The following is a 20063-nucleotide window of genomic DNA, read 5'->3' as shown; positions in this document are numbered from 1 at the left end:
GCCGCTCATGCGGCCCTCAAAACGCATAAAGATATATGTCCAAGCAGTTGAAGCCCAAAGCAAAAGACGATTTTTTCGGCGGCGATGAGCCCAAGCCCCGCGCCGCCAAGGCCGCCCCGCGCGCGGGCGGTGCCGAGGCCGACTACACCGCAGCCGACATCGAGGTCCTCGAAGGTCTGGAACCGGTGCGCCGCCGGCCCGGCATGTATATCGGCGGCACCGACGAGAAGGCGCTGCATCACCTCTTCGCCGAAGTCATCGACAACTCGATGGACGAGGCGCTCGCGGGGCATGCGACCTTCATCGGAGTCGAATTGAGCGCGGACGGCTTTTTGACCGTCACGGACAACGGCCGCGGCATCCCGGTCGATCCGCATCCAAAATTCCCGAAGAAGTCGGCGCTCGAAGTCATCATGTGCACGCTGCACTCGGGCGGCAAGTTCGACTCCAAGGTCTACGAGACCTCGGGCGGCCTGCACGGCGTCGGCATCTCCGTGGTGAACGCCCTCTCCTCGCTGCTCGAGGTCGAGGTCGCGCGCAGCCAGAAACTCTATCGCATGACGTTCGAGCGCGGCCACCCGAAGGGCAAGCTCGAGGATCTCGGCAAGATCAACAACCGCCGCGGAACCCGCGTGCGCTTCAAGCCGGACACCGACATCTTCGGTGCCAAGGCCGCGTTCAAGCCGCAGCGCCTGTTCAAGATGACGCGTTCGAAGGCGTATCTGTTCGGCGGCGTCGAGATCCGCTGGAATTGCGCGCCCGAACTGCTTAAGGGCGTCGACGACGTGCCGGCGGAAGCGACGTTCCACTTCCCCGGTGGCCTCAAGGACTATCTGGCCGCCGCGATCCATGCCGACACGCTGGTGCATCCCGACATCTTCGCCGGCAAGTCGGGCCGCAACGGCGCCCATGGCGCCTGCGAATGGGCGGTGGCCTGGACCGCGGATGCCGACGGCTTCCTGTCTTCCTACACCAACACTGTGCCGACGCCCGACGGCGGCACGCACGAATCCGGGCTGCGCAGCGCGCTGCTGCGCGGCCTCAAGGACCACGCCGAACGCGTCGGCCAGGGCAAGCGCGCGTCGTCCATTACGTCAGAAGACGTGATGGTGGGTGCAGCCGTGATGCTCTCGGTGTTCGTGCGCGAGCCTGAATTCCAGGGCCAGACCAAGGACCGTCTCGCCACCGCCGAAGCGCAGCGCATCGTCGAACAGGCGATGAAGGATCCGTTCGACCATTGGCTGTCGGGCAATCCGAACCAGGCCAACAGGCTGCTCGACTTCGTGGTCGACCGCGCCGAGGAGCGGCTGCGCCGCCGCCAGGAGAAGGAGACCGCGCGCAAGACCGCCGGCAAGAAGCTGCGCCTCCCCGGCAAGCTCGCCGATTGCAGCGATGCAGGGTTGGAAGGCTCAGAACTCTTCATCGTCGAGGGTGACTCGGCCGGCGGCAGCGCCAAGCAGGCGCGCGACCGCAAGACCCAGGCCGTGTTGCCGCTGCGCGGCAAGATCCTCAACGTCGCGTCCGCCGGCAAGGACAAGCTGACGGCGAACACGCAGCTCGCCGACCTCGTGCAGGCGATCGGCTGCGGCATGCTCGCGCAGTATCGCGAAGAGGATCTGCGCTACCAGCGCATCATCATCATGACCGACGCCGATGTCGACGGTGCCCACATCGCGTCGCTGCTGATCACCTTCTTCTACCGGCAGATGCCGCGGCTGATCGATGAAGGCCATCTCTTCCTCGCCGTGCCGCCGCTCTACAAGCTGACCAACGGCACGAAGTCGGTCTACGCCCGCGATGACGCGCACAAGGCAGCGCTGATCAAGAGCGAGTTCAACGCCAACGCCAAGGTCGAGGTCAATCGCTTCAAAGGCCTCGGCGAAATGATGCCGGCGCAGCTCAAGGAAACCACCATGGATCCGGCCAAGCGGACCATGCTGAAGGTGGTTCTGCTCGCCGACGACCGCGACACCACGGCGGATTCGGTGGAACGCCTGATGGGCACCAAGGCCGAAGCCCGCTTCGCCTTCATCTCGGACAAGGCCGAATTCGCCAATGACGACCTGCTGGACGTCTGATCCGCAGGCGCTGCCCGGTCGTATCCATCCAGAGCCCCGGCATGATGCCCGGGGCTCTTTTGTTTTTTGGGAGATGACAACCGCTCTTTCCCGCCAATCCCGCCAACGTCCGCCTCGATTTCGTTGATTCCCGGCCTCATCGCGCCGCGACTCGGCCAACGACTCACCGAGCCATGACTGATGCAGGACTGCCTCCATTTCGGACAAAGCCGGATTCGCTAACGAGAAGCTACCAAAACGCAAATCGCAAAATTCGACGTACTGCATTGATAATGCGTACTTATTTCACATTTCCACGACGGCACCCAGAATCCCTGCCGTGCGGCGTTTCCCGGCGACTGTGCCTGCTACAGCATTTCGGAGAGAAGCAGGTATAGTCCAGGACATCAGATCACACGGACTTCAGTGCGCTCGCGCCTGCCAGACAGACCAAAGCTTGGGGATTTTTAAGATGAAGAAGATTTTGCTCGCACTGACCGCGGTTGCTGCCATGACCGCTTCGGCTTCGGCCGCTGACCTTGGCGCCCGTCCCTACGCGAAGGCCCCGATGGCGGCTCCCGTCGCCAACTGGACCGGCTTCTACATCTTCGGCGGCGCCGGCGGCGGCCTCTCGGCCTCTGACCAGCGCGTCCAGACCACGGTTGGCGCAGTTCCCCTGACGATCGATCAGCGCCAGGGTGGCTCGGGCTGGTTCGGCACCGTCGGTCTCGGCTACGACTGGCAGTTCAGTGGCACCTGGGTCGCCGGCGTGTTCGCTGACGGTCAGTTCGGCAGCATCCGTGCTACCATTCAAGATCCCCTGCTCGGCATCACCGGCAACCAGAAGCTGGAAGACTCCTGGGCCGCTGGTGTGCGCCTCGGCTGGCTGGTCGCTCCGAACGTTCTCTCCTACGTCAACGGCGGTTACTCCGGCGCCCACTTCGGCAGCACCAACTTCATGACCTTGGCTGGCGCTCCGGCCGGCGTTCACCTCAACGGCTACAACCGCAATGGCTGGTTCATCGGCGGCGGCGTTGAGAACAACCTGAACATCTTCGGCATCCAGTCGCCCGGCTGGTTCATGAAGACCGAGTACCGTTCGGCCTTCTACAATGCCAAGACCCAGGACATCCTGTTCGATGCCGGTAACCTCCCGGTCGGTCAGAGCATTCGCGCCAACAGCTGGAACCAGACGATCTCGACTTCGCTGGTTTACCGCTTCAACTGGACCGGTCCGGTCGTCGCGAAGTACTGATCCGAACGCAAGTTCAGACGTCAAAGCCCCGGCATCGTCCGGGGCTTTTTCGTTGTACGGTGCTTCAGCGGACCTTGCGTATGGACATGCATCCGCCCTGCGGCCTGCATCAGCGGCCATTGTATCCCGACCACGGCTACGGCTAGTCTCCCGGCAAGTTTTCGGGCCGCGGCAATCGTCATGTCGCGTCACGACAGAAGCAAACCGCCGGGGAGGAATGCATGCGCAGATTTCTGCTGATAGCAGGCCTGTTTGCCCTTGCCGTCGGGCTGCTCTGGATCGGACAGGGTACGGGCACCGTCGCGTGGCCGCGATCGAGCTTCATGGTCAACCAGCTGCAATGGGCCGGCTATGGCGCAGCCTTGGCCGGCTTCGGGCTGGTGCTGATCTGGCAGAGCAACCAATAGAAGAACCAGGGAATAGCAGCATGACAACCAGTCGGTTCGATCTCCGCGGCAAGGTCGCGATTGTCACGGGAGGCAATGGCGGCATCGGGCTCGGAATGGCCCGTGGCCTCGCCGATGCCGGCGCCAACATCGCCGTGGTCGGGCGCAACGAAACCAAATCCGCCGCCGCCGTCGCTGATCTCAGCCAGCGCGGCGTGAAGGCGATCAGTGTTGCCACCGACGTCACCGACAAGGCGGCCATCGCCGCGATGATCGATCGCGTCGTCAGGGATTTCGGCCGCATCGACATCCTCATCAACAATGCCGGCATGAGCATCCGCAAGCCGCCGCACGAGCTCGAGCTCGACGAGTGGAACACGGTGATCAACACCAATCTCACCAGCGCCTTCCTGTGCTCGAAGCTGGCTTATCCGGCGCTGAAGGCGTCCGGCAACGGCAAGGTGATCAACATCGGCTCGATGATGTCGATCTTCGGCGCGAGCTTCGCGACGGCCTATGCGGCGAGCAAGGGCGGCATCGTTCAGTACACGCGCGCCTGCGCCAATGCGTGGGCGCCCGACAACATCCAGGTCAATGCCATCCTGCCGGGCTGGATCGACACCGACCTGACCCGCGGTGCGCGGCAGCAGGTATCGGGATTGCACGAGCGGGTGCTGGCACGCACGCCTGCGGGGCGGTGGGGCGACATCGACGACTTCGCCGGCATCACCGTGTTCCTCGCCTCATCCGCCTCCAACTTCGTCACCGGCACCGCGATCCCCGTCGATGGCGGGTTCTCGGTGATGGCGTAGGCCGCACCAATAAATCTGCACACAAAAAAGAAGCCCCGGACAATGCCGGGGCTTTTGAATTTGGGCAGTGATCGTCTTTATGGCTGCTTGGTCGTTCGTTGACCCACTTAGTAGCGGGCGATGACCGGCGCGTCGAACTTGTAGCTGGCGCGCACGACGGCCCACTGCAGGTCGCGCGGCTTGGCATCGAAGCTGTAATTGCCGGAGGTGCCGCCGAGTTGATAGGTCTGGCTGGCGAAGGCTGCGTAGTTGTACTCGAGGCCGACGATCCAGTTGCGGGTGATGCCGTATTCCCAGCCGGCACCGACGGTCCAGCCGTTGGCCCAATGGGTCTGACCGCCGGAACCGGTGGCCGGACCGACCGTATCGGTGACCGACAGACGGTTGTTCACGCCGGCATAGCCGCCCTTGATGTAGAACAGGTTGTTCTGCACGGCGAAGCCCGCGCGACCGACGACGGTGGCAAGCACATTGGTGCGCCAGGAGAACACGTCGTCACCCGCGCCGAACGCGGTGTTCAAGAACGAGCCCTTGTTGTCGAGGCCCGAGATCGTGCCTTCCATACCGAACACGTAGTTGTTGGCCTGCCAATTGTAGCCGATCTGGGCGCCGCCCAGGATGCCGGAGTTGCGCTGACGGTAGCCCTGCCCCGGGGTCAGATCGCCAAACGGTGCCCCGGTCCCGTTGTTGATGAACTGCTCGTTGGTCCATGCACCGCCGATGTGGCCGCCGACATAGAAGCCGGTCCAGTTGAACATCGACTCCATATAGGCCGGCGCCTTTGTGTAGGGCCGAGCACCGAGATCGGCGGCGGAAGCGGCGCCGGTCGAAATCAGAGCGGTCGTGCAGGCGAAGGCGGCAATCAACTTGTTACGCATGGTACACCCCGTGTCCTTTGATGGGTGCACGCTCACACGCAGGTCTTACTCAAATTTGAATCAAGACAGTTAAGACGTCGGATTGGCAAGCAGCGCGCCTTCAATCCGTTTGCGCTGTTGCACGCAGGCAACGCGTCGAGCGCGATTTAACGCCGCGTTATCCCTACCGGGCCCTTGCGCTACCGTGCCGGCGTAGCCTTCGACTGCACGTGCTCGGGCCGGACGCCAAGCGCGAGCAGGCGCGCCGGAATGCCCTGGAGCCACGGCAGCGCGGTGATGAGGCGCAGGACCAGCGGCACTTTCAGCGGCCGGTCGCCGCCCTGCAAGGCGCCGCTGATGATGTTGTTCTGCACGATCATCTGCATCCGCTGCGTCATCTTCACCGGGAATTCGCGGCGACGGCGCACGGCATCGAGTTCGTCCTCCGACGGGCAGCCGCGCTGCAGCTCGTCCGCCAGCAGGTTTGCGGTCGCGACCGCATCCTGGACGGCGAGATTGACGCCGACACCGCCGACCGGCGACATCGCATGTGCGGCGTCGCCGATCAGAAGCAGGCCCGGCCGCGTCCAGCGCGGCAGGCGGTTGATCGCGACGGTGAGCAGCTTGACATCGTCGAAGTTCTTCACCTCGGCAATGCCGCTCTTCAGGATCGGCGCCATGCGAACGACGTCGTCGAGCAGCGCCTGCAATCCCCTCGCCTTCACCGCGTCGTATTGTCCCTTGGCGATGACATAGGCGCACTGCCAATAGTCGCCGCGGTCGAAGGTGATCATCATCTTGCCGGGCTCGACGCGCGCGAACAGGTTCTCGGTCTCGTTCGCCTTGCGTCCGACGCGGAACCACAGCACGTCCATTGGCGCGCCGATCTCCTCGACCTCGAGGCCGGAATGCTGGCGCACGGTCGAATGCCGGCCGTCACATGCGATGGTGAGATCAGCTTCGATGTCCACGATACCGTCAGGCGTATTCGCCCGCACGCCGGCGATGGTCTCGCCGCGGCGGATCAGATCGACGGCCTCCGTGTTCATCATCACCTGCAGCGAGGCGAAGCGCTGGCCGGCCTCGCGCAGGAAATTCAGGAAATCCCATTGCGGCATGAAGGCGATGAAGGGGTACTTGGTGCGGAGGCGGCTGAGATCGGCGATGCGAACGGGGGTACTGCCGAACAGGCCGTCCAGCTTTTGCAAGCGCTGATGCGGCAGCTTCAGGAATCCGTCGATCAGGCCGAGCTCGTCCATCACCTGGAGCGTCGAAGGATGCACGGTGTCGCCGCGGAAGTCGCGGAAGAAATCCGCATGCTTCTCCAGCACCACGACATCGATGCCGGCGCGCCCGAGGAGATAGCCGAGCATCATGCCCGCCGGTCCGCCGCCGACGATGCAACACCGCACCTTCAGCGGGGAGCCCTGGGGACGCTGCAACGTATCGGGTTTCACGGTCGGGTCCTCCTTCACGAGCCAAGCATTCTGTGCAGTGCAGCAAGCAAGATTCATTTGCTGCGGTTGTGAATGGCCGTTAGCCTTGCCTCCAATTCCGACTCATTCGGGAAATTGCAGTGCAGACAATCCTCATACTGCTCGGCGTCTGGATCCTGATCAACGTGCTTTTCGTCTTGATCATGATCGCACCGGGCAGGCCGCCGCTTGCGCCGGTGCGCATCGAACAGAACGGTTATCCGTACGAGGAGTAGGTCAAGCTCCTGCCGCGCCAAGTCATCATCTCGATCGCGATGGGCGCTTTCTTCCCGCTGACCCCGTCCTTGATCGAGGCCCTCAAACGCTTCATCCGGAAGCGCCGCGAATAGCTACGCGGCCTGCTCGACACCTCAGTTGTTGCTGCGGTTCGCGCTGCGGAAGCTCTTGATCTCCGACACGCTGCCGTCGCGATAGGTCAGCTCCACCGAGATGAACTGCGTTGCCGGCGCGAGCTTCATGGAGAGCGGCATGCCGGCGCTGATCGCACTGGGATCGCGCATGTCGCAGCCCGGCATCTTCAACACCTGGTTCGGAACGGCGGTATCGATGCCGATGCGCACCTCGCGGATGGCGCAGCGGTAGGACACGAGGTGCGTGTAGTAGACCAGCAGCCCGTTGAACTCGCGGAATGACAGCCAGCTCGTCGCGGTCATGTCCAGGATCTTGCGCTGGTCACGGATCAGCGCGGCTTCGGGATCGAACCTGATCGGGAACGGCCCCTGCATGTCACCGGATTGGTCGACATAGCGAACCTCGATGGTGCCGGCCTGCGCGTCCGGCGGCAATTCGATCGACGGGTTCGGCATCCTCTTGCGCGTGCGCGGGTCGAGCGTATCGATGAAGCCGGTTTCGCGGAAGTCGCCGTTGCCGGCCATGCGCCAGGAAACGCCGAGGGTCGGATCGGCAAAGGAGAACACCACGCTCCAGCCGCCATTGTGACGCGAGAAGCTCGCGATCGGCGCGTTGGTGGTCTCCTCCTTCGGCACGCGCGGCACCGACACCGGTGGCAGCGCCGCGAGCTTCTGCGCCGGCGGATCGGCCGGGCGCGCGGCGGCATCCTTGGCGATGCCGCTGAGGAAGACGTCATCGACCATCTGATCGAAATAGACCGGCACCTGCCTGTGCTTGACAGTGTCGGCCATCTCGCTCACGAGACGGCGCGTACGCTGCGCCACTTGCACCAGGTTCTCGCCGGGCTGGAGCAGTTCCTTGGCGAAGGTGCGCGTGAATACCGAATTGGGATTGGCGTCGTCATTGGAGAGGCGGTCGAGCGCGGTCTGGCGCGGGCCCGCCGAGAAGACCGAGAACACGCCTTCGGGCAGCTGCACCATCGGGGCAAGCCCGCCGCCACCGGAGACGGCGCGGGTACCCTTGCGCTCGAACGGGTTGTTGCGGCAGGCGTCGAACACCAGGATCGAGGTCCGCGCCTTCTTGTTCTGGAGGCGCTCGACGATGCGATCGGCCAGGATGGAGGCGTCACGCACCAGTTCTTCCTGCCCTTCCGTCGCCGCGGGCACGTCCGTCGGCAGCAGATAGTTCTGGCCCGCGATCTCGAAGCCGTGGCCGGCATAGAAGAAGAACGCGGTGTCGCCGGGCTCGATCGTCCGATCGAACGCGAGCAGCGTCTCCGAAAATTGCTGCCGGCTCTGGTTTTCGGCGAGCATTACGGAGAATCCGAGCTGCTTCAGCGTATCGCCCATGGTGCGGGCGTCGTTGACCGCCTTGAGCAGCTTCGGAACGTTCCTGTAGTCGTTGTTGCCGACGACGAGCGCAACGCGCTTCTCGGCACAGGCGGGAAGCGCGAAACCGCTGAGGCCGGCCGCAAGGCCAAGCGCTGCCAGTACTCTGAGAAGCCGACGCGTCATCGAAAATCCCTCAAGAACGGCCCACGCCGGTTCCCTCGAACAGCGGTTCATGGGAACCGCGCCGTTGATGTGATAGTCGGCCCAGCCACATCGCTGGTTCAACCGCCCTGAGGACTCAGGTCTGTTGTCTAGCCTATGGTAGATGCCACCGGAATTTGCTTTTTCTCGGTCAATTCTTGTGGGCAATTCCGCTGGAAGCGAGGGGCCGCCGTGTATCGCTGGTGCACCGACGAGGTCGAGCCGCACGACCGCTTCGACTTTTGGCGCGAGGTGCGCGCCAAGGGCCTGTTCGGCGTCACCGTCGAACTCGAGCCCGAACGCCGCGCGAACTTCTTCGGCGAATTCTCGCTGCGCCAGCTTGGCGGAGCCGGCCTCGTCGAGCTGAAGGCCTCCCATTACACGGTCGAGCGCAGCGTGACCGATATCGCTCACGCGCCGGGCGACAGCCTCTGCGTCTATCAGCAGCTCGGCAGCGGCGGCTGGTTCGGCGGCATGCGCGGCAGCAACTTCACGATCGCCAATGGCAGCTTCGCTACCAGCCATACCGACCAGCCCTATCGCGCCGCGCCGCTGGGCACGGGAGGCTTCCACCTGCGGATCCTGAAAGTCTCGCTGAGCGGCCTCTCCACGCAGGACAAGCGCATGCGCGAGCTTGCGCCCCGGACGTTCGACGATCCCGGCTTGAAGCCTCTACTCGGCGCCTGCTTTGCGGATCTCGGCGAGGTTGCCGCGGGTGATGACGGCGCGGCCGATGCCGCTTCCCTCGTCGAGGCTTTAGCTCATCTGGCGCTGATCGAGCGCGGCATCCTGCGGCCCGGCAGCCGCCTCGGGCAGGCCGCACTGCGGACCGCCCGGCTCTCGTACGCACGGCGCCTGATCGCGCGGCACCTGCAAGACCCAAATCTGGCGCCGACCATGGTGGCCGACCTGCTCGGCGTCTCCGTGCGTCACCTGCATACGTTGTTCGAGAGCGCGGCCAGGAGTTTCTCGCAAACCGTGACGGACGAACGCCTGAACCAGAGCCGCCGCTTGATGCGCGAAGCCCCGGACCGGTTGATTGCCGACATCGCGACCTCCTGCGGCTTCGAGAGCGTCGCGACCTATTACCGGGTCTTCAACGCCGCCTACGGGATCGCGCCCGGCGACTTCCGCGCGCAGGGGCCGGAGGGGCGCTAGCCGACGTTTGGGCGGAAAACCGCAGCCGCTCCCACTATTTGGGCGAAAACCTCAGGTTTTTTAGGGCCTTCCCGCGCCCGCTCCATTGACTTTGGCCGATTCCCCCCTATGTTCCGTGGCGACGCGGCTCAGATCGAAGAGCGATTCCTGAGCTTGGCGCTTTGTTCGCGTGAGTCAGCACCCCCAGCTTCTTTGAGAGCGCGCCGTTTTGGGGTGGAACGCGACAGCCTTATTACCCTCGATTCCGAACGGCGGTTTCGACCAGAGGCTCAATGTCTTTTACCCATCTCGGACTATCCGAAAAAGTCCTCGCTGCAGTGGCGGCCACCGGTTACACCACCCCCACCCCCATTCAGGAACAGGCGATCCCTCACGTCCTCGCTCGCAAGGACGTGCTCGGCATCGCCCAGACTGGCACCGGCAAGACCGCGGCCTTCGTGCTGCCGATGCTCACCATCCTCGAAAAGGGTCGCGCCCGGGCGCGCATGCCGCGCACCCTGATCCTTGAGCCGACCCGCGAACTCGCGGCGCAGGTGAAGGAAAACTTCGACCGCTACGGCGCGGGCCAGAAACTCAACGTCGCCCTCCTGATCGGCGGCGTTTCCTTCGGCGACCAGGATGCCAAGCTGACGCGCGGCGTCGACGTGCTGATCGCCACTCCCGGCCGCCTGCTCGACCACACGGAGCGCGGCGGCCTGCTGCTCACCGGCGTCGAGCTGCTCGTCATCGACGAAGCCGACCGCATGCTGGACATGGGCTTCATTCCCGACATCGAGCGCGTCTGCAAGCTCGTCCCGTTCACGCGGCAGACCCTGTTCTTCACCGCGACCATGCCGCCGGAGATCCGGCGCATCACCGAAACCTTCCTGCACAATCCGCAGAAGATCGAGGTATCGAAGCCCGCCACCACCGCTGTCACCGTTACGCAGTGTCAGGTCCCGGCCGGGCGCGAGGCGCACGAGAAGCGCGAGCTGCTTCGCCGATTGCTGCGCGAGGCCAAGGATCTCCAGAACGCGATCATCTTCTGCAATCGCAAGCGCGAGGTCGCCGTCGTTCACAAATCGCTGCAAAAGCACGGCTTCAGCGTCGGCGCGCTGCACGGCGACATGGACCAGTCGGCCCGCACGGCGGCACTCGAGCAGTTCCGCAAGGGCGAGCTGCCCCTGCTGGTCGCATCCGACGTCGCCGCCCGCGGCCTCGACATCCCCGAGGTCAGCCACGTCTTCAATTTCGACGTTCCCCACCATCCCGACGATTATGTCCACCGCGTCGGCCGCACCGGTCGCGCAGGCCGGTCCGGCATGGCGATCTCGCTCGTCACGCCGCTCGACCAGAAATCGATGGTGGCGATCGAGAAGCTGATCGGCCAGAGCATTCCACGCGCGGAGGGCGATTTCGAAGTCCGCACCGATGCTTCCGACGCGAGCGAGCGTCCGCGCGAGCAGCGCGGCCGTGAACGGTCACGCGGCGGACGCGGAAAGCCGCAGCGCGGCCGCGATCGTGAGCGCAGCCACGAGCCGCGCGAACCGCGTGGCGAGGCACAGCCTTCGACCGAAGCAAGGCCCGCTTCCGAAGCAAGGCCCGCGCGCGAGGCAAGGCCTCCGCGTGAAGCAAGACCTTCGCGTGAAGCCAGGCCGCCGCGCGAAGCCAAGCCATCATCCGAGCCGCGTGACGGTGCGCGCCAGCAGGCCAATCCGTCGCATGTGCCGTCGATCGGCCGTCCCGAGCCGCGCCGCCAACGCGAAGCCGACAGCGAGCCGGGTGACCACTCGCATCTGCCGGCATTTCTGCTGCGTCCAGTTCGCTCCCCCGCCGGCGCCTGAAGCACGATGCGCGCCAGGCTTTGGTTGAAACCAAGCCGGCGCGCACTTTTTCGGATGCATTCGTGGACGTATATTTACGGGGCGTTCACGATCGTCCGTTAGCCTACGAACATAATTTAAGTATTGCTGCGGTCGTCGGCACGCCGGTCGCTGTGGGGTATGTTCCGTGGTCAAGGTGCTCGACGAACACGAACGCACGATGGCGTTCGCCCAGATAGCGCTCGGTCAGATCCGATCGCTACGGCAGACGGCAATTCCCCGCAATTACGAGATCTGGTACGTCTACGCCACCGGCTACAACGCCCCGCTCAACAAGATCATCAACGAGACGCTGGCGCGAAGCGGCAAGCTGACCGAAGCCGATCTCGATCAGATCTACGAGACCTACCTCTCCCACATCAAGACCACTGAGCGCATCGACAAGGTCGGCGCGCGCGTCATCGGCGAGATCGACGACGTCATAAAGGTTCTCGGCGACGCGCTCGCGATGACCGGCTCCTACGATGCGAGCCTGTCAGACGCGACCAAAAAGCTGTCATCGGCCGAAAGCCGCGAGCAGATCAAGTCGATCATCGAGACGCTGCTGCATTCGACCAGCGAGATGCGCGAGACCAACAAGGCGCTGGAAGACCGGCTGACGCTCTCGAGGAGCGAGATCAGCAACCTCCAGCAGAGCCTGGAGGCGATCCGCGCCGAGAGCCTGACCGATCCGCTGACGGGGCTCGGCAACCGCAAATATTTCGATCGCATGATCGACATGGCCGTGCAAGGCGCGCTCGCCTCCGGCGAGCCGCTGTCGCTGCTGCTGGTCGACATCGATCATTTCAAGTCGTTCAACGATTCCTACGGCCATCTCACCGGCGACCAGGTGCTGCGGCTGGTCGGCCTGTCGCTGAAGCAGACCATCAAGGGCCAGGACATCACCGCCCGCTATGGCGGCGAGGAATTCGCGGTCGTGCTGCCCAACACCGCGCTGCGCCAGGCCCTGACGGTGGCCGATCACATCCGCCGCGCGGTGATGGCGAAGGAACTAAAGAAGAAGTCCACCGGCGAAATCCTTGGCCGGGTCACCATCTCCGTCGGCGTCTCCATGCTCAAGCAGGGCGACGACACCGATGCGCTGATCGAACGCGCGGATGCCTGCCTGTACGCCGCCAAACGCAACGGCCGCAACCGCGTGATCTGCGAGGCCGATCCGGAATTCGCGGTCGAGACGCATAACCGGGTGGCGTGAATCCGAAGCTGCGCACCGACAGCCGCGCTTGACATTCTGACCCGACGAACGACATCTCCCTCGCCGTCTCAAGGCGTCCGACTGCGAGCATCCGGAGGACTTTTCGCCTTGCCAAACCCGCATGATTTTCACTCACCGCAACCGTCCTACACCAGGGACGAGCTGCTGAGATCGAGCGAGGGCGGCTATTTCGGCCCGGGCAATGCGCAATTGCCAGCGCCGCCGATGCTGATGATGGATCGCATCACGGAGATCAGCCTGGATGGCGGCGAGTTCGGCAAGGGCCATATCGTCGGCGAACTCGACATCGCGCCGGGCCATTGGTTCTTCGATTGCCACTATCACGGCGATGCCACGATGCCAGCGTCTCTGGGTTTGGATGCCATGTGGCAGATGGTCGGCTACTGGCTGGGATGGTCGGGCTCGCCGGGCAAGGGCCGCGCCATCGGCGTCGGCGAAGTCGCGTGCACGGGCGAGGTCACACCGAACGCGCAACGCGTGCGCTACGAGGTCTCCGTGAGGATGGTCCGGCGCGGCAAGCTGGTGCTCGGAATTGCCGACGGTCGCGTGCTGGCCGACGGCGTCTGCGTCTTCACCGCCAGGGACATGCGGGTTGGTCTGACCAAGGCCGTGGAGTGAAGTCCCATCGGGTGGGCAAAGGCGCTCAGCGCCATGCCCATCATCTCCCACACCAGCACGTCAGCGGAGGGCACGCTTCGCTTTGCCCGCCCTGCGCACTGTTTTCTTCTTGGTCGGCCGCTTCGTTGCAACGGGCTTCTTCGCAACCTTCTTCGCCGCCTTCTTCACCTTGGGCGGCTTCTTCACCTTGGCGCGCTGGGCAGCAGCAAGCGCGGCCCTCGCCCATTGCGCGAGTTCCGCGGAATCGTCGAACAGGCGGGCCGGCAGCTCCCAATAGGAGTTCACCACCACGGTCTTGGCGCGGGTCGAGTATTGGAACGGCTTCGAGCCTTCCGCCTCAAAATCCGGGATGGTCATCTCGTCAGCGCGGAAGAACAGGCCGGCGCGCAAGGCCAGCGCGAAGTTGACGCCGTCGGCGGAGATGCCGTAGCCGGAGAACATTTTCCGGATGGCGACGGGGCCGAAATCGGCGAACAGGTCGATCAGAAATTCGCGGTCCATGGCTGAACTATTTCCGCACGGTCGTCCTGGCGAAAGCCAGGACCCATTCCACGGGAGGGAGTTTAGCGAAGACTGCCAGTCGTGCCAGCGTCGGTATTGGCACCGACGATCACCGCGAGATCACGCGGTATGGATCCTGGCCTTCGCCAGGACGACAGCGGAGTGATTTGCGAGAAACGGACTACCCGTCGATCTGCGCCGGACGCAGCTCGACCGACTCGCCACAGCCGCAGGCGGAGACTTGGTTGGGGTTGTTGAAGACGAACTGGGCCTGCATCTTGTCGGCCTTGTAGTCCATCTCGGTGCCGAGCAGGAACAGCACGGCCTTGGGATCGACCAGGATCTTGACGCCCTTGTCCTCGACGACCTCGTCGGTCGGCCGGACATCATGGGCGTATTCGACGGTGTAGGACTGTCCGGCACAGCCGCCGTTCTTGACGCCGACGCGCAGGCCAACGATCTCGGAATCGGCCCGCTGGGTCAGCTCGCTGATGCGCTGGGCGGCAGCGTCCGTCAGCCGCATGACCTGCGGGCGGGGCCGCCTCGGCTTTGGAGTGGATGCTGGTGTCGAGCCCGACGATATCTGTGTCATGTCAATGATGTGGTCCGTTGCCGAGCGAATTCAATGCCAAGGATCTAACAAGGATCTAAAGCCGAGGTTACGCGTCACCACATGTTGAGCACGAGGCGGGCCTCGTCGCTCATGCGTTCCGGCGTCCAGGCCGGCTCCCAGACCACCTTGACGTCGACCACGCCGACGCCGGGGACGCTGGCGACCGCGTTCTCGACCATGGTCGGCAGCTCGCCGGCGGCCGGGCAATTCGGTGTCGTCAGCGTCATTTGCACATCGACGGAACGATCGTCCTTGATCTCGACCTTGTAGATCAGGCCGAGCTCGTAGATATCAGCCGGGATTTCCGGGTCGAACACGGTCTTGAGCCCGGCGATGATCTCGGTGGTGAGACGCTCGGTCTCCTCAGGCGGCAGCGCCGACTGGGTTTCCATCGGATTGGCTTTGATTTCGGCCGTGTCACTCATGCGAACAAATCCCGCGCCTTCAACAGCGCCTGTGCCAGATGATCGACTTCTTCCCGCGTATTATACATGCCGAACGACGCCCGGCACGTGGCTGTGACGTTGAACCGCTCTAAAAGCGGCATCACGCAATGGGTGCCGGCGCGCACCGCGATGCCCTGGCGGTCGATCACGGTGGCGACGTCGTGGGCGTGCGCGCCCTTGAGTTCGAAGGAGATCACCGGGCCCTTGCCCCGCGCCGTGCCGATCAGCCGCAGCGAGTTGATCTCGCGCAGCTTATCCTGGGCGTAGGTGACGAGATCGTGCTCGTGCGCGGCGATGCGCTCCTTGCCGATCGAATTGACGTAGTCGATCGCGGCGCCGAGCCCGACGGCCTCGACGATCGCCGGCGTGCCGGCCTCGAATTTGTGCGGGGGATCGCCGTAGGTGACGATGTCGCGCGAGACCTCGCGGATCATTTCGCCGCCGCCGTTATAGGGGCGCATCGCGACCAGGTGGTCGTACTTGGCCCAGAGCACGCCGATGCCGGTCGGCCCGTAGACCTTGTGGCCGGTGAAGACATAGAAGTCGCAGCCGAGGTCCTGGACGTCGACTGGGATATGCACCGCGCCCTGGCTGCCGTCGACCAGCACGGGAATGCCGCGGGCGTGGGCGATCTTCACAACGTCCTTGACCGGGACGATGGTGCCAAGCGCGTTCGACATCTGCGTGATCGCGACCAGCTTGGTCTTCGACGTCAGCAGCTTTTCGAATTCGTCGATGAGGAAATTGCCCTCGTCGTCGACCGGCGCCCATTTGATCACGGCACCATGGCGTTCCCTGAGGAAATGCCAGGGCACGATGTTGGAGTGGTGCTCCATGATCGAAATGACGATCTCGTCGCCTGCTTTGATGTTCGGCTCGCCCCAGGACGAGGCGACGAGGTTGATCGCCTCGGTCGCGTTGCGGGTGAAGATCACTTCCTCGGTCCGCGGCGCGTTGATGAACTGCGCCACCTTGGTGCGGCCGCCCTCATAGGCTTCGGTCGCGGCGTTGGCGAGATAATGCAGGCCGCGGTGCACGTTGGCATATTCGGAGGTGTAGGCCTGCGTCATGCGATCGAGCACGGCGCTCGGCTTCTGCGCAGATGCGGCGTTGTCGAGATAGACCAGCGGCTTGCCGTAGATCTGCATGGCCAGCGCCGGAAAATCCTGGCGCACGCGCGCAACGTCGTAAGAGCCGTTCTTGACTGCCGGATGCGTGCTCATTGGCGCCGCTCCAGCCAGCGCTCGGCAATGCCGATCACGTGCTCGCGCAGATCATCGTCGGCGATCTGCTCGATCGCCTCGCCGACGAAGGCCTGGATCAGCAGCGCCTGGGCCTGCTTCTCCGGCAGGCCGCGCGCCTTCAGATAGAACAGCAGACTGTCGTCCAGCGCACCGGCGGTGGCGCCGTGACCGCAGGAGACGTCGTCCGCAAAGATCTCGAGCTCGGGCTTGTTGTCGGCTTCCGCCTCATCCGAGAGCAGCAGCGCGCGGATCATCATCTTGCCGTCGGTCTTCTGCGCATCGGGACGAACGATGATGCGGCCCTGGAACACCGAATGGGCGCGATCGTCGATCACGGCGCGGAAAACTTCTCGGCTGACGCAGTTCGGCACGGCATGGTCGACCACCAGCGTGGTGTCGCCGTGTTCGGTCTTCTGCAACAGGTTCACGCCGTTGACCGAGAGCTCGCTGCCCTCGCCTGCCAGCGTGATGAAGCCTTGCAGGCGGCTGACTGCCGCGCCGGTCGTCATGTTGAAGAAGTTGAGCTTTGTATTCGCACCGACCGTGACGAACTGCGAGGTGATGTTCACCGCATCCGGCGAATCGTCCATCAGACGGATATGCGCGATGTCGGCATTATCGCCAACCGAGAGGATGACGGCATCGTTGACCTGGTAAGCCTTGGCGCCGGCCGCGACAAAGCTCTCGATGATGGTGGCACGAGCGCCCTTCCCGACCGCAACCTGCGAGCGGGTGAAAGCCGACGCGGAAGATGCAACCGCGATGTGGATGATCTGGATCGGCGCGGACAGCTGCGTGCCGTCGGCGATATCAAGCACGACACCGTCGGTCGCCATCGCCGCGTTCAGCGCGATCACCGCATCGATGGCCGCGGTCCTTAACAGACCGGAATCCTTCTCCAGCGTCTCCCGCAACGTCTTAAAGCTCGCCTCGGAGGCGAGCGCCTTGACGTCGGAGAGATCGGGAGCGAACACACCGTCGACCAGCACCAGCTTGCGGGCGCCGGCGATCGCATGTGCTTTCACCGCGTCCGCGGCGCGCTTCAACGCAGTCGCATCGGGCGCAGCCGCGAGCGGCAGTACCTCGCCGACCAGCGCGCGCAGATCGGTGTACTTCCACTCCTCGATCCGGCGGTGCGGCAGGCCGAGACGCTCATAGGTCTCGAACGCCTCGCGGCGTACCGCGATCACGGAAGGCGAACCCGGCAGCCGGCTTTCGGCGCTGGCGAAGAGATCGCTCACCGCGCGGCCGTTTCCGGTCTTTGCCACAGCAACGTTCATCTCAAAATTCCTTACGCGGCGTCCTCGAACTGGGCGTAGCCGGACGCTTCCAGCTCCAGCGCCAGTTCCTTGCCACCGCTCTTCACGACACGGCCTTTTGACATCACGTGCACGACGTCAGGCACGATATAGTTCAGCAGCCGCTGATAATGGGTGATGACGACCATCGCGCGCTTGGGCGAATGCAGCGCGTTGACGCCGTCGGCTGCAATGCGCAGCGCGTCGATGTCGAGGCCGGAATCCATCTCGTCGAGGATGCACAGGCTCGGCTCGAACAGCGCCATCTGCAGCACCTCATTGCGCTTCTTCTCGCCGCCGGAGAAGCCGACATTGACACCGCGCTTGAGCATGTCCTGCGGGATGTTCAGCGACTTCGAGACTTCGCGGACTTTCTTCAAAAAGTCGGGCGTCGAATATTCGCCCTCGCCGCGCGCCTTGCGCTGCGCGTTCAGCGCGGTGCGCAGGAAATTCATGGTGGAGACGCCGGGGATCTCGACCGGATACTGGAACGCCAGGAACACGCCCTTGGCGGCCCGTTCGTTGGGCGCCATCGCGAGCAGGTCTTCGCCCTTGAACAGGATCTCGCCGTCGGTGACCTCGTAACCAGGCTTGCCGGCGATGACGTGGGACAGCGTCGATTTGCCGGAGCCGTTCGGCCCCATGATCGCGTGGATCTCGCCCTCGTTCACGGTCAGCGTCAACCCATGGAGGATCTCACGCTCCTCGACACGAACCTTGAGGTCTTTCACTTCAAGCAAAGCCATCTTGGTGTCCAGTTTATTCAAATGATGCATAGGGCGCGCGACGCGCGCCGCGAGGGCCGGCGCTAGCCGACCGATCCTTCAAGCGAGATCGAGATCAGCTTCTGCGCTTCCACCGCGAATTCCATCGGCAGTTGCTGCAGCACGTCCTTGACGAAGCCGTTGACGACGAGGCCGACCGCCTCCTCCTGCGTGAGGCCGCGCTGGATGCAGTAGAACAGCACGTCCTCGGAGATCTTGGACGTGGTGGCCTCGTGCTCGAACGTCGCCGACGAGTTCTTGGCTTCGATGTAGGGCACGGTGTGCGCGCCGCATTTGTCGCCGATCAACAGCGAATCGCAGGCGGTGAAGTTGCGCGCGCCGGTCGCCTTGCGATGCGCCGTCACGAGGCCGCGATAGGTGTTCTGCGATCTGCCGGCGGCGATGCCCTTGGAGATGATACGGCTCGACGTGTTCTTGCCGAGATGGATCATCTTGGTGCCGCTGTCGACCTGCTGATAGCCATTCGAGATCGCGATCGAATAGAATTCACCACGCGAATTGTCGCCCCGCAGGATGCAGCTCGGATACTTCCAGGTGATCGCCGAACCTGTCTCGACCTGGGTCCAGGAGATCTTGGAATTGTTGCCGCGGCAGTCACCACGCTTGGTGACGAAATTGTAGATGCCGCCTTTGCCTTCCGAATTGCCGGGATACCAGTTCTGCACCGTCGAATATTTGATCTCGGCGTCGTCGTGCGTGACGAGTTCGACCACGGCCGCGTGCAGCTGGTTCTCGTCGCGCTGCGGCGCGGTGCAGCCCTCGAGATAAGAGACGTAGGAGCCCTTGTCGGCAATGATCAGCGTGCGCTCGAACTGGCCAGTGTTGCGCTCGTTGATGCGGAAGTAGGTGGACAGTTCCATCGGGCAGCGCACGCCCGGCGGCACGTAAACGAACGAGCCGTCCGAGAACACCGCCGAGTTCAGCGTTGCGTAGAAATTGTCCGACGTCGGCACCACGGATCCCAGATATTTCTGCACCAGCTCGGGATGCTCGCGGATCGCCTCCGAGATCGGCATGAAGATCACGCCGGCCTTCTTCAGCTCGGCCTTGAAGGTGGTCGCAACCGAGACCGAATCGAACACCGCGTCGACCGCGATCTTGCGCCTGTTGGGGTCTTCCTCGCCGGGCTTCGGCTCGACGCCTTCGAGCATGGCGACTTCCCGCAAGGGAATGCCGAGCTTCTCGTAGGTCTTCAGAATCTCGGGATCGATCTCGTCGAGCGAGGTGATCGTCTTCTTCGGCTTGGGAGCCGAATAATAATAGAGGTCCTGAAAGTCGATCTTGGGATAGTCGACGCGGGCCCAGGTCGGCTCGGTCATGGTCAGCCAGCGCCGATAGGCCTCGAGCCGCCACTGGAGCATCCAGGCGGGTTCGTTCTTCTTCTCGGAGATGAACTTGACGGTTTCTTCCGACAGCCCCTTTGGGGCCTTGTCGGACTCGATCAGGGTCTCAAACCCATAACGATACTGATCGACGTCGATGCGCTTCACGCGCTCGACCGTCTCTTGCACGGCTGGCATTCTATCCTCCGCTCGCGGTTTCAAGGACCGCGGTGGATCATCAAATTCGGACGACT

At 63.7% G+C, this 20063-nt stretch carries 19 protein-coding genes; 9 read left to right on the top strand and 10 right to left on the bottom strand.

Annotated elements, in window-relative coordinates; all coding sequences use genetic code 11:
* The first annotated feature begins 35 nt into the window (after nt 1–35).
* The 4 genes from parE (at nt 36) to IVB13_RS39190 (ending at nt 4510) form a co-directional block, all read left to right on the top strand.
* Complete coding sequence (gene parE, locus IVB13_RS39205) at nt 36–2078, top strand: DNA topoisomerase IV subunit B (protein WP_247492686.1); 2043 nt, start codon at nt 36–38, stop codon at nt 2076–2078.
* A gap of 451 nt (nt 2079–2529) precedes the next feature.
* Nucleotides 2530–3312: an outer membrane beta-barrel protein gene (locus tag IVB13_RS39200; RefSeq protein WP_018454438.1), complete on the top strand. Its 783-nt coding sequence runs from the start codon at nt 2530–2532 to the stop codon at nt 3310–3312.
* A gap of 221 nt (nt 3313–3533) precedes the next feature.
* Nucleotides 3534–3719, top strand: a complete 186-nt coding sequence (locus IVB13_RS39195; protein ID WP_018454439.1) for a hypothetical protein — start codon at nt 3534–3536, stop codon at nt 3717–3719.
* Nucleotides 3720–3739: 20 nt separating this feature from the next.
* Complete coding sequence (locus IVB13_RS39190; protein ID WP_018454440.1) at nt 3740–4510, top strand: glucose 1-dehydrogenase; 771 nt, start codon at nt 3740–3742, stop codon at nt 4508–4510.
* Between the two features lie 107 nt (nt 4511–4617).
* On the opposite strand, the gene IVB13_RS39185 is transcribed toward IVB13_RS39190, so the two are convergent.
* Nucleotides 4618–5388 (bottom strand): outer membrane beta-barrel protein, encoded by a 771-nt coding sequence (locus tag IVB13_RS39185; protein WP_204511099.1) that lies wholly within the window; start codon nt 5386–5388, stop codon nt 4618–4620.
* A gap of 179 nt (nt 5389–5567) precedes the next feature.
* The gene (locus IVB13_RS39180) at nt 5568–6824 is read right to left on the bottom strand and encodes an FAD-dependent oxidoreductase (RefSeq protein ID WP_247338029.1); all 1257 of its coding nucleotides are present in this window, start codon (nt 6822–6824) and stop codon (nt 5568–5570) included.
* A 119-nt stretch (nt 6825–6943) separates the two neighbouring features.
* Between IVB13_RS39180 and IVB13_RS40275 the strand changes: the two genes are divergently transcribed.
* Nucleotides 6944–7078: a hypothetical protein gene (locus tag IVB13_RS40275; RefSeq protein WP_256467325.1), complete on the top strand. Its 135-nt coding sequence runs from the start codon at nt 6944–6946 to the stop codon at nt 7076–7078.
* 135 nt (nt 7079–7213) lie between these two features.
* Here IVB13_RS40275 and IVB13_RS39175 read toward each other — a convergent pair whose 3' ends face one another.
* Nucleotides 7214–8728 carry a caspase family protein gene (locus IVB13_RS39175; RefSeq protein ID WP_018454444.1) on the bottom strand — a complete coding sequence of 505 codons (1515 nt, stop codon included), beginning with the start codon at nt 8726–8728 and terminating at the stop codon, nt 7214–7216.
* A gap of 210 nt (nt 8729–8938) precedes the next feature.
* Here IVB13_RS39175 and IVB13_RS39170 point away from each other — a divergent pair, with 210 nt between their 5' ends.
* The 4 genes from IVB13_RS39170 (at nt 8939) to fabA (ending at nt 13600) form a co-directional block, all read left to right on the top strand.
* The gene (locus IVB13_RS39170; protein WP_018454445.1) at nt 8939–9904 is read left to right on the top strand and encodes a helix-turn-helix transcriptional regulator; all 966 of its coding nucleotides are present in this window, start codon (nt 8939–8941) and stop codon (nt 9902–9904) included.
* A gap of 272 nt (nt 9905–10176) precedes the next feature.
* Entirely contained in the window at nt 10177–11727 is a 1551-nt protein-coding gene (locus tag IVB13_RS39165) for a DEAD/DEAH box helicase (RefSeq protein WP_247338031.1), read from the top strand.
* Between the two features lie 166 nt (nt 11728–11893).
* Entirely contained in the window at nt 11894–12961 is a 1068-nt protein-coding gene (locus IVB13_RS39160) for a GGDEF domain-containing protein (protein ID WP_247338032.1), read from the top strand.
* Between the two features lie 108 nt (nt 12962–13069).
* A complete protein-coding gene (fabA, locus tag IVB13_RS39155) occupies nt 13070–13600 on the top strand; it encodes a bifunctional 3-hydroxydecanoyl-ACP dehydratase/trans-2-decenoyl-ACP isomerase (protein WP_018454448.1) in 531 nt (176 codons plus the stop codon).
* A 60-nt stretch (nt 13601–13660) separates the two neighbouring features.
* Here the strand turns inward: fabA and IVB13_RS39150 are convergent, their stop codons facing one another.
* The 7 genes from IVB13_RS39150 to sufB form a co-directional block, all read right to left on the bottom strand.
* The gene (locus IVB13_RS39150; protein ID WP_018454449.1) at nt 13661–14101 is read right to left on the bottom strand and encodes a TfoX/Sxy family protein; all 441 of its coding nucleotides are present in this window, start codon (nt 14099–14101) and stop codon (nt 13661–13663) included.
* A 181-nt stretch (nt 14102–14282) separates the two neighbouring features.
* The gene (locus IVB13_RS39145) at nt 14283–14693 is read right to left on the bottom strand and encodes an iron-sulfur cluster assembly accessory protein (RefSeq protein ID WP_083926365.1); all 411 of its coding nucleotides are present in this window, start codon (nt 14691–14693) and stop codon (nt 14283–14285) included.
* A 74-nt stretch (nt 14694–14767) separates the two neighbouring features.
* The gene (locus tag IVB13_RS39140; protein WP_007591551.1) at nt 14768–15139 is read right to left on the bottom strand and encodes an SUF system Fe-S cluster assembly protein; all 372 of its coding nucleotides are present in this window, start codon (nt 15137–15139) and stop codon (nt 14768–14770) included.
* Nucleotides 15136–16383: a cysteine desulfurase gene (locus tag IVB13_RS39135; RefSeq protein WP_018454451.1), complete on the bottom strand. Its 1248-nt coding sequence runs from the start codon at nt 16381–16383 to the stop codon at nt 15136–15138. The genes IVB13_RS39140 and IVB13_RS39135 overlap by 4 nt, the downstream gene beginning before the upstream one ends.
* Nucleotides 16380–17684 (bottom strand): Fe-S cluster assembly protein SufD, encoded by a 1305-nt coding sequence (gene sufD, locus IVB13_RS39130; RefSeq protein WP_018454452.1) that lies wholly within the window; start codon nt 17682–17684, stop codon nt 16380–16382. The genes IVB13_RS39135 and sufD overlap by 4 nt, the downstream gene beginning before the upstream one ends.
* A gap of 11 nt (nt 17685–17695) precedes the next feature.
* A complete protein-coding gene (sufC, locus tag IVB13_RS39125; protein ID WP_007609807.1) occupies nt 17696–18448 on the bottom strand; it encodes a Fe-S cluster assembly ATPase SufC in 753 nt (250 codons plus the stop codon).
* Nucleotides 18449–18510: 62 nt separating this feature from the next.
* Nucleotides 18511–20007, bottom strand: coding sequence for a Fe-S cluster assembly protein SufB (sufB, locus tag IVB13_RS39120; protein ID WP_007609805.1), 1497 nt, complete (start codon nt 20005–20007; stop codon nt 18511–18513).
* Nucleotides 20008–20063 lie beyond the last annotated feature (56 nt).

It is taken from the genome of Bradyrhizobium sp. 17, assembly GCF_023073515.1.
Taxonomy (GTDB): domain Bacteria; phylum Pseudomonadota; class Alphaproteobacteria; order Rhizobiales; family Xanthobacteraceae; genus Bradyrhizobium; species Bradyrhizobium canariense_D.
The sequence above is the reverse complement of the archived record's forward strand: the minus strand, read 5'-3'. Positions and strand labels throughout refer to the sequence as shown.